This is a genomic window from Actinomycetospora sp., from assembly GCF_055612215.1.
The window spans coordinates 1-14,946 of record NZ_JBVPVA010000145.1 but is presented as its reverse complement, the minus strand read 5'-3'; the positions used below and the strand labels follow the sequence as shown (position 1 = coordinate 14,946).

General features: G+C 76.5%; 13 protein-coding genes. 7 read left to right on the top strand and 6 right to left on the bottom strand.

Features of this window, described 5'->3' with window-relative positions; all coding sequences use genetic code 11:
- The 3 genes from AC0CYZ_RS04060 to AC0CYZ_RS04050 form a co-directional block, all read right to left on the bottom strand.
- A partial coding sequence (locus AC0CYZ_RS04060) for an FAD-binding oxidoreductase (protein ID WP_472212586.1) occupies positions 1–1,159 on the bottom strand: 1,159 nt, incomplete at its 3' end.
- A complete protein-coding gene (locus AC0CYZ_RS04055) occupies positions 1,156–2,643 on the bottom strand; it encodes an FAD-binding oxidoreductase (protein WP_472212584.1) in 1,488 nt (495 codons plus the stop codon). The genes AC0CYZ_RS04060 and AC0CYZ_RS04055, both read right to left, overlap by 4 nt.
- A 4-nt stretch (positions 2,644–2,647) precedes the next feature.
- Complete coding sequence (locus tag AC0CYZ_RS04050) at positions 2,648–3,391, bottom strand: HAD family hydrolase (protein WP_472212582.1); 744 nt, start codon at positions 3,389–3,391, stop codon at positions 2,648–2,650.
- A 259-nt stretch (positions 3,392–3,650) separates the two neighbouring features.
- Between AC0CYZ_RS04050 and AC0CYZ_RS04045 the strand changes: the two genes are divergently transcribed.
- A complete protein-coding gene (locus AC0CYZ_RS04045; RefSeq protein WP_472212580.1) occupies positions 3,651–4,196 on the top strand; it encodes a GNAT family N-acetyltransferase in 546 nt (181 codons plus the stop codon).
- Between the two features lie 35 nt (positions 4,197–4,231).
- Positions 4,232–4,915, top strand: coding sequence for a uracil-DNA glycosylase (locus tag AC0CYZ_RS04040; protein WP_472212588.1), 684 nt, complete (start codon positions 4,232–4,234; stop codon positions 4,913–4,915).
- 123 nt (positions 4,916–5,038) lie between these two features.
- Here the strand turns inward: AC0CYZ_RS04040 and AC0CYZ_RS04035 are convergent, their stop codons facing one another.
- Complete coding sequence (locus tag AC0CYZ_RS04035; RefSeq protein ID WP_472212578.1) at positions 5,039–5,518, bottom strand: hypothetical protein; 480 nt, start codon at positions 5,516–5,518, stop codon at positions 5,039–5,041.
- A gap of 136 nt (positions 5,519–5,654) precedes the next feature.
- On the opposite strand from AC0CYZ_RS04035, the gene AC0CYZ_RS04030 reads away from it, so the two are divergent.
- Complete coding sequence (locus AC0CYZ_RS04030; protein WP_472212576.1) at positions 5,655–5,843, top strand: DUF397 domain-containing protein; 189 nt, start codon at positions 5,655–5,657, stop codon at positions 5,841–5,843.
- Between the two features lie 100 nt (positions 5,844–5,943).
- On the opposite strand, the gene rpmB is transcribed toward AC0CYZ_RS04030, so the two are convergent.
- Positions 5,944–6,135, bottom strand: coding sequence for a 50S ribosomal protein L28 (gene rpmB, locus AC0CYZ_RS04025; protein ID WP_472212574.1), 192 nt, complete (start codon positions 6,133–6,135; stop codon positions 5,944–5,946).
- 171 nt (positions 6,136–6,306) lie between these two features.
- On the opposite strand from rpmB, the gene AC0CYZ_RS04020 reads away from it, so the two are divergent.
- The 3 genes from AC0CYZ_RS04020 (at position 6,307) to AC0CYZ_RS04010 (ending at position 11,125) form a co-directional block, all read left to right on the top strand.
- Complete coding sequence (locus tag AC0CYZ_RS04020) at positions 6,307–8,559, top strand: ATP-dependent DNA helicase RecG (protein ID WP_472212572.1); 2,253 nt, start codon at positions 6,307–6,309, stop codon at positions 8,557–8,559.
- A 431-nt stretch (positions 8,560–8,990) separates the two neighbouring features.
- Positions 8,991–9,854 (top strand): C40 family peptidase, encoded by an 864-nt coding sequence (locus AC0CYZ_RS04015; protein WP_472212570.1) that lies wholly within the window; start codon positions 8,991–8,993, stop codon positions 9,852–9,854.
- Positions 9,855–10,126: 272 nt separating this feature from the next.
- Positions 10,127–11,125, top strand: a complete 999-nt coding sequence (locus AC0CYZ_RS04010) for an alpha/beta fold hydrolase (protein ID WP_472212568.1) — start codon at positions 10,127–10,129, stop codon at positions 11,123–11,125.
- 6 nt (positions 11,126–11,131) lie between these two features.
- On the opposite strand, the gene AC0CYZ_RS04005 is transcribed toward AC0CYZ_RS04010, so the two are convergent.
- Positions 11,132–11,884 (bottom strand): hypothetical protein, encoded by a 753-nt coding sequence (locus AC0CYZ_RS04005; RefSeq protein ID WP_472212566.1) that lies wholly within the window; start codon positions 11,882–11,884, stop codon positions 11,132–11,134.
- 133 nt (positions 11,885–12,017) lie between these two features.
- On the opposite strand from AC0CYZ_RS04005, the gene AC0CYZ_RS04000 reads away from it, so the two are divergent.
- Positions 12,018–14,946: ATP-binding protein (locus tag AC0CYZ_RS04000; protein ID WP_472212563.1), on the top strand; the 2,929-nt coding region annotated here is incomplete at its 3' end.

Genomic DNA, 14,946 nt, shown 5'->3' with positions numbered 1-14,946 from the left:
CGGGCAGGGGGACCCAGGGCGCGAGGCGTCCGCGGCCGAAGCGCTGGCCGGGGTCGAGGGCGGCGGACACCGCGCGCAGCAGCGCGGCCGACGACGGCGCGGGCCCGAACGCGGGGAGCTCGACACCGGCCGGTCGGTGGCGCAGCGTCGAGGTCCCGCCGGCGGCGGCGACCCGCTCGTGCACGGCGGTCACGGCGTCGGCGGTGGCACCGACGGCGAGGGTGGCGACGCCGGTGGCCGGCGAGGTGGTGACCGAGCGCAGGCCGACCTCGCGGTCGAGCCCGGCGAGCAGGGACGCGAGCCGGGAGGGCAGCACGCCGACGCGCAGCACCGCGGCGTCGTCGGGCCGGGTGTCCACCGCGGCGTCGTGCGCGGCCCAGGCGGCCTCGGCGTCGTCGGGCGACAGCTCGGCGGCGTCCCCGCCGAGGGCCTCGACGAGCCGCCGGGCCCGGCCCTCGACGCCCCCGGTGGTCCCCTCGAGCCGGGCGAGCAGCCGCCCGCCGCCGCCGAACGAGTCCCCGGTGGCGAGCCACTGCAGCGCGGCCGCCTCCACCGGGCTGTCGAGGACGCGCCGGGCGGCGGCGTCGACCCCGTCCGCGGCCACGTCGACCGCGACGGTGCGCACCGCCTCGGGGACCGGGTGCAGCCGCAGCACCAGCTCGGCGACGGCGCCGAGGGTGCCCTGGGCGCCGTGCAGCAGCTTGGTGAGGTCGTAGCCCGCGACGTTCTTGATGACGTGGCCGCCGCTGCGGGCCGCGGTGCCGTCGGCGAGCACCACGGTGGCGCCGATGACCAGGTCGCGCAGCGAGCCGTAGGACAGCGCGAGCGGGCCGGAGTCGGCGGTGGCGAACAGCCCGGCGACGGTCGCGCCGCGCCCGACGCGGGCCGCGTCGAAGGCCACGCGCTGGCCGTGGCGGGCGAGCGCCTCCTGGAGGGCGGCCAGCGGGGTCCCGGCGCGGACCTCGACGGTCATGTCGCCCGGGTTGTGCGCGACGATCCCGGTCAGCGCGGTCGTCGAGACGGTGACGTCGGCCGGGGCGGGGGTACCGGCCCAGTCGGCGGCGGTGCCGGCGCCGGCGAGGGCGACGACGCCGGGGTGGTCGAGGACGGCGTCGCGGAGCTCGCGGACGGATTCCGGGGTGGCGGTGGCGGGGGTCACAGGCGCTCGATCACTCCAGCCTCTTCCAGCGGGTGCGGGCGGTAGGGCCCGGGCTTCTCGCCGCACAACCGCGGCGTCGGGAAGATCTTGCCGGGGTTGCAGAGTCCGTGGGGGTCGAACCCGGCCCGGACGCGCTGCATCACCGCGAGGTCGTCGGGGGTGAACATCACCGGCATCGAGCAGGCCTTGTCCGTCCCGATCCCGTGCTCGCCGGAGAGCGAACCGCCCAGCTCGACGCACAGCTCGGCGATCCTCGCGGAGAGCTCCTCGGCGGTGTCGTGCTCGCCGGCCGACTCCGAGTAGAGCACCAGCGGGTGCAGGTTGCCGTCGCCCGCGTGGAAGACGTTGGCCACCCGCAGGCCCACCTCGGACCCCATGTCGGCGATGCGGGACAGGACCTCGGCGAGCCGGGTCCGCGGCACCACGCCGTCCTGCACGATGTAGTCCGGGCTGATCCGCCCCACCGCGGCGAACGCGGCCTTGCGGCCCTTCCACACCCGCGCCCGTTCCTCGGCGGAGTCGGGCACGTGCAGGCGGGTGGCGCCGTTGCGCTCGCAGAGGGCCGTGAGCTGGGAGAACTGCTCGTCGCACTCCTCGGCGGGCCCGTCGAGCTCGACGATGAGCGCGGCCGGGGCCTCGACGGTGTAGCCGGCGCCGACCGCGGCCTCGGCGGCCTCCATGGCGAGCGAGTCCATCATCTCCACGGCCGCCGGGATGATCGACGCGTCGACGATGTCGCCGACGGTGTTGCCCGCGTCCGCCACCGACGGGAAGTCCGCGAGCACGGTCCGGACGGTCTCGGGGGTCTTGAGCAGGCGCACGGTCACCTTGGTGCAGATGCCCAGCGTGCCCTCGGAGCCGAGGAAGACCCCCCGCAGGTCGGGGCCCGCCTGCTCACCGGTCGGGCCACCCAGGGTGATCAGCGACCCGTCGGCCAGCACGACCTCCATCTCCAGGACGTGGTTGGTGGTGAAGCCGTACTTGAGGCAGTGCGCGCCGCCGGAGTTCTCGGCGACGTTGCCGCCGATCGTGCACACCTGCTGGCTCGACGGGTCGGGGGCGTAGTAGAGCCCGTGGGGCGTGGCGGCCCGGGTGATGTCGAGGTTGAACACGCCCGGTTCGAGGACCGCCCGGCGGTTCTCCACGTCGATCTCGAGGATGCGGCGCAGCTTCTGCAGGGAGATCACGACGCCCTCGGCCACCGGGAGGGCGCCGCCGGAGAGCCCGGTGCCCGCGCCGCGCGCGACGAACGGCACGCCGTGGCGGGCGCAGACCCGCACGCAGTCGGCGACCTCCTCGGCGGTGCGCGGCAGCACGACGACCGCCGGGACCTGCCGGAAGCCGGTCAGCCCGTCGCACTCGTAGCTGCGCAACCCGACCTCGTCGGTGATCACGCAGTCCGCGGGCAGGAGACCGGCGAAGTCCGCGGCGAGGGCACCGGTGGTGCTCCGCGCGCCCGTCGTGACGGTGGTGGCAGTGGCCATGGCTCTACACGCTCCCTCGGATGTGCTCCGGATCCTCACCCGCCGCCGCCACGACCGCCACCAGAGCGGCCGGGTCGGAGAGGTCCTCGGCGACGTGGTCGGCCCCGGCGGCCGCGAGCTCGGCCGCGGTGGGCGTCCCCGTCGCCACCCCGACCGCCACCGCCCCGGCGGCGTGGGCGGCCTCGACGTCGCGGGGGGTGTCCCCGACGACGACGAGCGCCACGGGGCCGCCGTGCCGGCGCTCGAGCCGGTCGCGCGCGGCGTGGACCAGCACCGACCGCGGCCCGGGGAGGTCGCCGTAGACCCCGGCGTCGAGGTCGAGCGGGCCGGGGTGCAGGCCCGCGACGGCGAGCTTGAGCTCGGCCCCGGCGCGGACGTTGCCGGTGACCACGAGCTGGTCCACCCCCGGTCGCGCGGCGAGCAGGCCCACTGCGTCCCGCACGCCCGGCAGCACGGTGAGGACCTCGGCGAGCTCGGGGCCGCGGCCGTCCCACTCGCGGGCGATCGCCTCGACCATCGCGCGGGTGTACTCCTCGCCCCGGTCGAGGAGGTCCGCCGCGCGGTCCGGGGGGAGCCCGTCGCGGAAGGCCTCGGCCACGAGGTGGTCGGTCATCCCGCCCATCGCCACCGGGGGCGGCTCGTGGCCGGAGACGGCGAGGAAGGCGCGGCGCAGCACCTCGCCGCCCACCCGTCCGCCGCGGAGCAGCGTTCCGTCGATGTCCCAGCAGACCCCGACCGGGCGGGTCACCGCCCCGACCTCGCGAGCACGCGGTGCACCCCGCCCTCCTGCTCGTCGGCGCTCCACGAGCGGGTGCACCGTCGCATTCCGCGACGTGGAGGACAAGGTCCGCGGTGGAGGACGCCGACCGGGGCCCGTAGCGTGATCGCCGGGCCCACGCGTCATCGCCGGGAGGAGTACGGGCACATGCCGACGGGGGTGGCGGTCGTCGCGGGGTGCACCGCCGGTCGCCGGCGGACGACGACGTCGCGTGTCGCGCGCTGCCGACGTGCGCGCTGATCCCCCGACCCGGCCGGCGCTGCGGTTCGACGTCGTGGCGTACGACGATCCGGAGAGCGTCCGGTTCATCGACGCCGTGCAGGCGTTCTACGTCGACCGCTACGGCGGGGCCGACCGCACCCCGGTCGACCCCGCCGAGTTCGCCGCCCCGCGTGGACTGTTCCTGCTCGGTCGGTTGCCCGACGCGGGCGCCGTCTGCTGCGGCGGGTGGCGTCGGCACACGGCCGCGTCCGTCGCGCCGGAGGACCGCGCGGTGCTGCGGCCCGGGGACGCCGAGGTCAAGCGCATGTGGGTCGACCCCGCCCACCGGCGCCGGGGGATCGCCCGCGCGCTGCTCGCCGAGCTCGAGCGCACCGCCGCGGCCGCCGGGTGCGCCCGCACCGTGCTCGAGACCGGGGACCGGCAGCCGGAGGCCGTGGCGTTCTACCGCGCCGCCGGCTACACGGACCTCCCGCGCTTCGGCGTCTACCGCGACGAGCCGGGGTCGCTCTGCCTCGCCCGCGAGCTGACCGTCCGGAGCGACCCGTTAGCGTGACCGCCCGTGCTGACCCACGCCCGGCGGCGGGCCTCCTGATGGCGCGCCCGCTCTCGGAGACCGTCGAGGCCGGCTGGGCGGAGGCCCTGGCCCCCGTCGCGGAGGACGTCGCGGGGATGGGGGAGTTCCTGCGCGCCGAGATCGCCGCCGGCCGGACCTACCTGCCCGCCGGGCCCAACGTGCTGCGGGCGTTCTCGCAGCCCTTCGACGAGGTGCGGGTGCTCGTCGTCGGCCAGGACCCCTACCCGACGCCCGGGCACGCCGTCGGGCTGTCGTTCTCGGTCGCCCCCGACGTCCGGCCGCTGCCCAAGAGCCTGCAGAACATCTTCCGCGAGTACGGCGAGGACCTCGGCCACCCGCCGCCGTCCACCGGCGACCTCTCGCCGTGGGCGGCCCAGGGCGTGCTGCTCCTCAACCGCGTCCTCACCGTGGCGCCCGGAGCGCCGGGCTCGCACCGCAACAAGGGCTGGGAGAAGGTCACCGAGCAGGCCATCCGGGCGCTCGTCGAGCGGATCGACCAGCCGCTCGTGGCGATCCTCTGGGGCCGCGACGCCCGGTCGCTCGTCCCGCTGCTCGGGGAGGACGTGCCGACCGTGGAGTCCGCGCACCCGAGCCCGATGTCGGCGGCGGGCGGGTTCTTCGGCTCGCGCCCGTTCAGCCGCGTCAACGGCTTCCTCGAGGAGCTCGGCGACGAGCCCGTGGACTGGCGCCTGCCCTGACGGCCGCCTGACGGGCGCGGGTCCCGGCACGGGGCTCACGTCGTCAGGGGCACTGGCCGCAAGTTCCGGACCTGCCGGACGTGCGTGGTGCGCCCCTCGCGAGCGGAGTGGGGGCGACAGGTGTCAGCGGCGGGCGCCGAAGCGGCGCTGCGAGCGCCGGTGCGGGGCGAACATGCTCCATCCCTGCGTGGGGGTGGTGCCGGGGCGGTGCCGTCCGCCGGGCTCGCCGCGACGCCGGGCGCGGACGAGGGCGAGGAGCCGGGCGAACGGTCGGCGTCGGCGGCGGTCGAGGACGGGCAGGGCCCGCTCGGACGGGGCGCGGCGCTCGACGACCCCGGACGGGCGCGGGGCGAGGGCGGTCGCGGCGCCCGCGGCGGGCCCGGCCGAGGCCGCCCGGGCCGTGGCCGGAGCCGCCCACCCCGTCGCCGGGCGCTGGGGCGGCGCTGCCGAGGGTGCGGGTCCCCGGGTGAGGCGGTCGGCCTCCTCGGGGCTCAGCCGCTGCGACACGACCCGCAGCGGCACGGCCGGCGAGCGCCGGTTCACGGGACGGGGAGCGCGCGGGATGCGCGGCTCGGCGGCGGACGGGGCGTCCGGTCGGCTCACCACGTCCCCCGTTCGTCGAAGATCGGCTGCGATCGCGCTCGGTCGATCCTCACCTACGTACCGTGCAGGCGCAAGGACGACCGCATGTGCGTTCGCCGACGTCGGGTGGCGCGGTCGTTCGCGGGAGGGGCCGAGAATGCGCTGGACGACGAGCGGGGCCGGGATCGAGACGGCGCGGCTGGCCGACGGCGGGCTGCTGGTCCGCGCAGCGGGCGACGTCGACGGCCCGGTGCTGCGCTACACCCGCGCGGAGATGGACGCCTTCGTGCGCGGGGCCAAGGACGGCGAGTTCGACGACCTCGCCGGCTCGGGCCCGGTGTCCTGACGCGGCCCCACGCCTCGCGCAGGGGCCGGACACGCCACGGGCCCGGCACGTGGCCGGGCCCGGAGGCGTCTGGAGTCCGGCGATCACGCCGGACGGAGGGTCAGGCCCTGCTGACCTTGCCGGCCTTCAGGCAGGAGGTGCAGACGTTCATCCGCGTCCGGTTGCCCTTGCCCACCCGGGCGTGCACGGTCTGCACGTTCGGGTTCCACCGGCGGTTGGTCCGGCGGTGGGAGTGCGAGACCGACTTCCCGAACCCGGGGCTCTTCGCGCACACGTCGCACACCGCAGCCACTTCGAACACCTCTCGACATCGCCGGTCATTCGAGCGCACGGCCGATGAACTCGCCGCACGACAGGTTCCCCAGCGTAACCGAGCGCCCCGACCGGCCCGGTCGGCGGGGTGTCCCGCCCGCGAGCGGCGACGCTGTCGGTGGCGGATGAGAACCTTCACCCCGTGGTGGACATGGACTCCCCCCTCGCGGAGGCCCTCGGCGGGCGGTCGGCGGCCGCGCTGCGCAAGCACCTCGACATGCACACGGTCGGGGACCTCCTGCGCCACCTCCCGCGCCGGTACCAGGTGGTGAACGACCTCGGGGCCATGGATCCGCGCGAGCTCCGCGAGGGCACCTACGTCACCGTGGTGGCCGAGGTGGAGCGCGCCACCCACCAGCGCCGTCCCCGCCGCGGCGGCCGCGGGCTGCTCGACATCACGACCATGCAGATCTCGGTGGGGTCGGTCGAGCTCGGCGTGACCTTCTTCAACCAGCCCTGGCGTCACCTGCAGATGCCGCGGGGCACGCGCGCGATGTTCGCCGGCAAGCTGCAGCGCTTCCAGGGCCGCTGGCAGCTCGACACCCCGCAGGCGCGGAAGATCCGCGCGGACGGCGACGACGAGGACGGAGCGGACGGGGAGTCCCTGAAGCTGCCTCCCGTCACCCCGATCTACCCGGCGACGCGCAACGTCCAGACCTGGGACCTGCTGGCCGCGGTCCGCCAGACCCTCGAGGTGTTCGACGACCCGGTGGACCCGGTGCCCGAGGAGGTCCGCCGCCGCCACGGGCTCGTCGGGCTGGGCCGGGCGCTGCGCGACATCCACCTCCCGGCTGCGCTCGAGGACACCCGCCCCGCGATGCGCCGGCTGACGTGGGACGAGGCGCTGGCCCTGCAGCTGGTGCTGCAGGGCGAGAAGCTCCTGGCGTCCGACCGCCCCGCCCCGCCGTGCCCCCGGGTCGAGGACGGGCTGGCGGCGGCGTTCGACGCCCGGCTGCCCTTCGCGCTGACCGCCGGGCAGCAGAAGGTCGGGGCCGACCTCGCCGAGGCACTCGCGGCCCCCCGGCCGCTCAACCGGCTGCTGCAGGGCGACGTCGGGTCGGGCAAGACCGTGGTCGCCCTGCGGGCGATGCTGCAGGTCGTCGACGCCGGGCGGCAGACCGTGCTGCTGGCCCCCACCGAGGTGCTCGCGGCCCAGCACGCGCGCTCGCTGCGCGCGATGCTCGGGCCGCTCGGCCGGGCCGGGGAGCCGGCGGCCCTCTTCCCCGAGGACGACGGGTCGGCGCCGGTCGAGCTCGACACGAGCGACCGCGCGACGCGGATCGTGCTCCTCACCGGTTCGCTGTCGGCCAAGGAGCGCCGTGCGGCGCTGCTCGATGTGCAGTCGGGCACCGCCGGCATCGTCGTGGGGACCCACGCGGTGATCCAGGAGGGCGTGGGCTTCGCCGACCTCGGCCTGGTCGTGGTGGACGAGCAGCACCGGTTCGGCGTCCGCCAGCGCGACGAGCTGCGCTCCCGGACCGGGGCGACCGCCCCGCACCTGCTGGTGATGACGGCGACGCCGATCCCGCGGACCGTCGCGCTCACGCTCTACGGGGACCTCGACGTGTCCGTCCTCGACGAGCTGCCCGCCGGGCGGCAGCCGATCGCGACGCGGGCCGTGCCCGGCGGGCGGCCGAAGTGGCTCGCCCGCGTGTGGGAGCGGCTGCGCGAGGAGGTCGACGCCGGGCACCAGGCCTACGTCGTCTGTCCCCGCATCGGCGACGACGAGCCCGCGCCCGACGACGCGGACGCGGCGGACGGCGGCGGCGGCGCCGAGGGGGAGGAGCGCCGCCCGCCGCTCGGTGTCCTCGAGGTGGCCGAGCTGCTGGTGACCGGCCCGCTGGCCGGGCTGCGGGTCGAGATCCTCCACGGCCGGCTCCCGGCCGAGGAGAAGGACGACGTGATGCGGCGCTTCGGCGCGGGGGAGATCGACGTCCTCGTCGCGACGACCGTGGTGGAGGTGGGCGTCGACGTGCCGAACGCCACCGCGATGGTCGTGCTCGACGCCGAGCGGTTCGGGGTCTCCCAGCTCCACCAGTTGCGTGGCCGCGTGGGCCGGGGCAGCTCGCCGGCCTCCTGCTACCTCGTCACCGACGCCGAGCCCGGCAGCCCCGCGATGACGCGCCTGGAGCGGATCGCGGAGATCACCGACGGGTTCGCGATGGCCGATCTGGACCTCGAGCTGCGCAGCGAGGGTGACGTGCTGGGCACCGACCAGGCCGGGCGGATGAGCACGCTGCGCTTCCTGTCGGTGCGCCGCCACGCCGAGGAGATCGCGGAGGCGCGCGAGGTGGCACGGACGGTCCTCGAGGACGATCCGGCGCTCGCGCACCATCCCCGGCTCGCCGGCCTCGTGCGTGCGGTGGTGGGCGACGAGGGGGCGCAGTTCCTGGACCGGCTCTGAACGGTCTCTCGCACGGGTCCGAACGGGGCAGCGCGGGCCAGGAGGACCGTCGGCGCCGATGGGCGGCGCACGCGGCACGGTCACCGGACGAACGCGGCGTGATCGGTCGGGCACGACGGGTTCGCCGATCAGCGCGCGCGGGCGACCTCCGGGCGCGACACACAGCTCCCCGTTGCGCTACACCGGTCACGGTTCGGTTACGGTCTGGCGGTCGGTTCGCAACACAGTGAACCGGTGCGCTCGGCCGTTTCGCCCGACTCCCGTCCGGCGGCCTCCCCGGAGCGCGTACACGTCCAGGACGGGACGGAGATCGTCGGCCCGCTGCACTCCCCAGCGGTCGGGTCGACCAGGGACAGCCCCGTGCGTCCTCGTCCGATCACCGTCGGGTGGGGAGTCGCTGCATGACCGCTGTCCTTCCTCCGGTCAGGCCCGTGCCTGCCGGGCGTCACCGTGCTCCCGACGCCGCGACGACCGGGTCGCTCGGGCCCATCCCGCAGGAGTGGAGCGGGCGTGCCGCGCACGGCGCCCCCGCCGGTCACCCCGGCCACGGGCCGCACGCGCCCCGTCCTCCGCGGCCGGCTCGTCCCCAGCGGCCCGCCCCCGCGCCGCTCAACCGCGCCGCGCGCACCGCGGGTCTCTCCCTGGCCGCGCTGGGCGCCCTCGCCGGCGCCGGCGGCGCCGCCACGCACGGCCTGCTACCCGACGAGCCCGCCACGACCGGCGACGTCGCGATCCCCGCCTCGCTCGCGGCGAGCAACATGTCGCTGCCCGCGGCCGCGCACCCGGTCCAGGCGCCCGCCGTCACCACCGGCGTGATGCCCGTCATCGCCGCCGTCGCACCGGCGCTGGCCCCCCAGTACAAGACGGTGGCGGCCTCCACCCGCCACGCCGCGGCGGCGGTGCCCGCCCCTGCCGCGAAGCCGGCGGCCGACCAGCCGTCGTCCCTCGCCGCCTCGGCGATCGAGGCCGCGGAGTCGAAGCTCGGCACGCCGTACGTGTGGGGCGCGACCGGCCCGGACGCCTTCGACTGCTCCGGCCTCATGCAGTACGCGTTCGAGCAGGCCGGCAAGGACCTGCCGCGGACCTCCGCCGCGCAGTCCCAGGTCGGCCAGAAGGTCTCCATGGACGACCTGAAGCCCGGCGACCTGATCTTCCTCTACAGCCCGGTCAGCCACGTCGTCATGTACGTCGGCAACGGCAAGGTGATCGAGGCCCCGAACAGCGGCGAGGACGTCAGGTACACCCCGCTGTCGAAGATCATGAAGAACGCGGTCGGCGCACGCCGCGTCGCCTGAGACGAGAACGGCCCGGGGCTCCCTCCCCGAAAGGGTCACCCCGGGCCAGATTCGGTGACGGACGCTCCCCAGCTCCCGGACACCGATGGTCTCGTGACGACCGCGGCACCGCCGTGACCGTCACCCAGGGGATGTCCGTACGAGTGAGTCCCCAATCGGGTTCGTTCGGGTGAAGTGGCGTAGGCCACATCGTCACCGCCTGCGGTGACGGGCCGCCGGCCGGGGGTGCCGGCCGTCCAGGGAACCGCGGCCGGTCGTCACGGTGGGCGATCATGCTCGGTGGGGACCCCCGGATCGTGCGCCCGCCATCGTCCGCGCTCCGCGTGCTGCGGGTCGCCACCGTGCTCCTGGTGGGCGCCCTGCTGGCGGGCTGCGCCACGGGGCCCGCGGTGCCGGTGGCGGCGGACGACGCCTGCGGTGCCGACGTCCCGGGCCTGACGCAGCGGTTCGTGCCGGTCGACGGGGTCGTCCTGCACGTCGCCGTCGGCGGGCCGCCCACCGCGCCCGCGGTCGTGCTCGTCCCGGGCTTCCCCGAGATCTGGCGGACGTGGCGGGGCGTCGCCACCGACCTGGTGGCCGACCACCGGGTGGTCGTCCCCGACCCGCGGGGCACCGGGTGCTCCTCGTCCGCGCCGCCGACGCCGGCCGGCGCCGACCCGCGCGCCGCCTACGACGCCGCCTCCTCGGCCGCCGACCTCGCCGGGCTCGCCACCGCCCTCGGCCTGGCCCCGGCGGTCGTGGTGGGGCACGACATGGGGGCGATGCCCGCGCTGGCCTGGGCCCGGGCGCGCCCCGACCAGGTCCGCCACCTCGTCCTGTCGGGGGGCGGGGTCCCCGGGGCCGGACTCGAGGAGCGGGCGCCGCCGCACGTCGCGGCGTTCGCGGCCGCCCCGCCCGGCGAGGTGGCGGCCCGGGTCGCCGGCCGGGAGGCGGACTTCCTGGCGCGGTTCGTCGGCCATCCCGCCGTCACCGCCTCCGGCTCGCTCGACGACGCCGTGCGCGCGTACTCCCGACCCGGTCGCCTCGACGCGGCGATGGGCCGCTACCGGGGACTGCCGCTCGACGCAGCGGCCACCCGCGCGGACCCGCGGCCCCTCGCCGTCCCCGCGACCGCGCTGGAGGGCGGCGCGCCCGGCATCGCGGCGGCGACGCTGCCGGCGGTGGCGCCGGGCTCGGACGTGGTGGTCGTCCCGGGCGCCGGGCACTACCTGCAGGAGGACCGGCCCGCGGCCACGGCGGCGGCCCTGCGGGCGATCGGCGACCGCCGGTGAGGGGCCTCAGGCGCGCATGCGCTCCCGCAGGTCGCGCACCCCGCGGGCGGCGGCCGCCCGGACGGCCTGGGCGGCCACGCCGTACTCGTCCCGGGGCCCGTGGACAGCGCGCCCGCGGACCACGCCCGGCCCGCTGAACACACCCGGTCCGCCGACCACGCCCGGCCCGCTGACCACACCCGGGCCGTGCTCGGCGTCCCGCGCCGCGGCCAGCGCGTCGGCGGTGCGTCGGGCCTCGCCCCACGCGGCGACGGCCCGGTCGACGGCCGCGACGAACCGGTCGCGGTGGCGCGGGTCGACGGGCTCGGTGGCGGTGAGGAGGTCGTGGGCCTCGCCGAGGGCCTCGACGAACCGGCCGGTCGCGGGCACCGTCACGTCCACGAGGGCGGGCCGCGCGGCGACCTCCCGCGGGTCGGACTCCACGCCCGCGTACTCCCGCTGCAGGGCGGCGAAGCGGTCCCGGGCCAGCAGCCAGCGCGCGGCGCCGTGCTCGGCGAGCCGGCCCGCGCGGCCGGCGGGATGTCCGAGCACCACCGTGCGGACCCGGCGGACCCCGCGGCGGGCGAGCAGCACCGTCGCGATCCCGGCGGCGATCACGGCGGCCACGAGGTCCGCCACGGTGGCGAGCAGGGCCGCGCCGAGGCCCGCGCCGCCCACCAGCGTGCCGAGCAGCACGACGGGCACGAGGACCAGGAGCAGGGCCGCGAGCGCGTACAGCCAGGGCACGGGCGAGCGTCGTCGTCCGATGGTGCCGGCCATGTCGGACCTCCTCGCCCGGTGTGTCCCTCCTTGGTACCGCACGCCCGCCGTCGAGGACCACGATCGACACCCGGGGTGCGCGGTACCGTCCCGGCGCCGGTGCCGCCCGGTCGGGCCCGGAGGGAGGGTGTCGATGTTCCGCAAGGTGCTCGTGGCCAACCGCGGGGAGATCGCGATCCGCGGCTTCCGCGCCGCCTACGAGCTCGGTGCGGCGACCGTGGCGGTCTTCCCGGTGGAGGACCGCACCTCCGAGCACCGCCTCAAGGCCGACGAGGCCTACCAGATCGGCGAGGCGGGCCACCCGGTCCGCGCCTACCTCTCGATCGAGGAGGTGATCGCCGCCGCGCGGCGGGCGGGCGCCGACGCGATCTACCCCGGCTACGGCTTCCTCTCCGAGAACCCGAAGCTCGCCACCGCCTGCGACGAGGCCGGCATCACCTTCATCGGGCCCCCGGCGCGGGTGCTCGCGATGGCGGGCAACAAGCACCGCGCCGTCGCCGCGGCCCGCGAGGCCGGCGTGCCCGTGCTCGACTCGTCCGACCCCTCCGACGACGTCGACACCCTCCTCGCGGCCGCGGAGGGGATGACGTTCCCGCTGTTCGTCAAGGCCGTGGCGGGCGGCGGCGGGCGCGGGATGCGTCTGGTCCGCGAGCAGAGCCGGCTGCGGGAGGCGCTGCAGGCCGCGATGCACGAGGCGTCCTCGGCGTTCGGCGACGCCACGGTGATCCTCGAGAGGGCGGTGATCGACCCGCGGCACATCGAGGTGCAGATCCTCGCCGACGCATCGGGTCACGTGATGCACCTCTTCGAGCGCGACTGCTCGGTGCAGCGCCGCCACCAGAAGGTCGTCGAGGTGGCGCCGGCGCCCGGTCTCGACCCGGAGGTGCGCGCCGCCCTCCACGCGGCGGCGGTGCGGCTGGGGGAGTCGGTCCGTTACGCCGGACTGGGCACCGTCGAGTTCCTGGTGGCCGGCGCGCGCTTCGCGTTCATCGAGGTCAACCCCCGGGTGCAGGTGGAGCACACCATCACCGAGGAGGTCACCGGCGTCGACCTCGTGGCGACGCAGATCCGGCTCGCCGGCGGCGCCACCCTCGCCGACCTCGGACTCACCCAGGACCGGGCCCCGACGCCTCGCGGTACGGCGCTCCAGGCCCGGATCACCTGCGAGCAGACCGGGCCCGACGGAACCGTGACGCCCACCGCCGGCACCCTCACCGCCTACGAGCTGCCCTCCGGGCGCGGCCTGCGCGTCGACGGCGCCGGGTATGTCGGCTACCGGACGAGCCCGCGCTACGACTCCCTGCTGGCAAAGCTGATCGTCTCCGACCCCGCCGCGGACCTCGCCGTCGTCGCGGCACGGGCCGGCCGCGCGCTCAGCGAGGTCAACATCGCCGGGGTCGGCACCAACGTCGACGTGCTCGCCGGCATCGTCGCGCACCCCGCCTTCGCCGCGGGCGAGCTCACCACCGGATTCCTCGACGACCACCGCTCAGAGATCCTCGCTGCCACCCGCCCGCACCGGTTCGTTGCGGCCCCGACGCCCGCGGACGTCGGGCCCGCCGTATCCCCGGGCCCCGGCGAGGACGCCGTCACCGCCGACGCTCCCGGCACCGTCGTGTCCGTCGAGGTCGCATCGGGCGACACCGTCCGCGCCGGGCAGACCTTGGCCGTCCTCGAGGCGATGAAGATGGAGCACGTCGTCGCCGCGCCCGCCGCCGGCACCGTCGGGACGGTCGCGGTGAGCGCCGGGGACACCGTCGCCGCCGGGGAGGCGCTGCTCGTGCTCACCCCCGACGACGCCGTCGCGGAGGACGCCGTCGCACAGGGCGACGTCGACCCGGACCACGTCCGGCCCGACCTCGCCGAGGTCCTCGAGCGCCACGCGATCGGCCGCGACGAGGCGCGCCCCGCGGCCGTCGACACGCGGCACCGCAGCGGCCTGCGCACCGCCCGCGAGAACCTCGCACAGCTCTGCGACGCGGGCAGCTTCGTCGAGTACGGGCCGCTCGCGATCGCCGCCCAGCGTCGACGGCGCTCACTGGAGGACCTCGTCGAGCGCACACCGGCCGACGGCATGCTCGCCGGCACGGCCACGATCAACGCCGACCTCGTCGGCACCGAGCACGCCCACGCCGTCGTGCTCGCCTACGACTACACCGTCCTCGCCGGCACCCAGGGGGCCGTCAACCACCGCAAGAAGGACCGGGCCTTCGCGATCGCCGAGGCCCGCCGCTGGCCGGTGGTGGTCTACGCCGAGGGCGGGGGAGGCCGTCCCGGCGACACCGACGGCAGCTGGGCCTCGATGCTCGACGTCCCCGCCTTCGAGATGTTCTCCCGGCTCTCGGCGCGGGTGCCGCTGGTCGCGGTCGTGGCCGGGCGCTGCTTCGCGGGCAACGCGGCCCTGGCCGGGATGTGCGACGTGATCATCGCGGTCGAGGGCGCGAGTCTCGGGATGGGCGGCCCCGCGATGATCGAGGGCGGCGGGCTCGGCGTCGTCGCCCCGGACGACGTGGGGCCGATGGCGGTGCAGGTCGCGAACGGCGTCGTGGACGTCCTGGTCGCCGACGAGGACGAGGCCACCCGGGTCGCGCGGCGCTACCTCTCCTACTTCCAGGGGCCGGTCGCCGACTGGGAGGCGCCCGACCAGCGCCTGCTGCGCCACGTCGTCCCGGAGAACCGGGTGCGGGTCTACGACGTGCGTGCGGTCGTGGGTGGGCTCGCCGACGTCGGGTCGGTGCTGGAGCTGCGCGCCGGGTTCGGCCGGGGGATCGTCACGGCGCTGGTCCGGGTGGAAGGCCGGCCGATGGGGTTGATCGCGAACGACCCGGCTCACCTCGGCGGCGCGATCGACCACGACGCCGCCGACAAGGCCGCCCGCTTCCTGCAGCTCTGCGACGCGTTCGGGCTGCCGGTCGTCTCGCTGTGCGACACACCCGGCTTCATGGTCGGGTCGGAGTCCGAGACCCACGCGACGGTGCGGCACCTCAGCCGGATGTTCGCGGTCGGCGGGAACCTCTCGGTGCCGCTCGGGCTCGTCGTGACGCGGAAGTGCTACGGCCTGG

Excerpts from the sequence above, each read along its gene's own strand:
- AC0CYZ_RS04010 (WP_472212568.1), top strand. The coding sequence starts at position 10,127 with ATGCTCGGTGGGGACCCCCGGATCGTGCGCCCGCCATCGTCCGCGCTC.
- AC0CYZ_RS04055 (WP_472212584.1), bottom strand. The coding sequence starts at position 2,643 with ATGGCCACTGCCACCACCGTCACGACGGGCGCGCGGAGCACCACCGGT.
- AC0CYZ_RS04005 (WP_472212566.1), bottom strand. The coding sequence starts at position 11,884 with ATGGCCGGCACCATCGGACGACGACGCTCGCCCGTGCCCTGGCTGTAC.
- AC0CYZ_RS04020 (WP_472212572.1), top strand. The coding sequence starts at position 6,307 with ATGGACTCCCCCCTCGCGGAGGCCCTCGGCGGGCGGTCGGCGGCCGCG.
- AC0CYZ_RS04030 (WP_472212576.1), top strand. The coding sequence starts at position 5,655 with ATGCGCTGGACGACGAGCGGGGCCGGGATCGAGACGGCGCGGCTGGCC.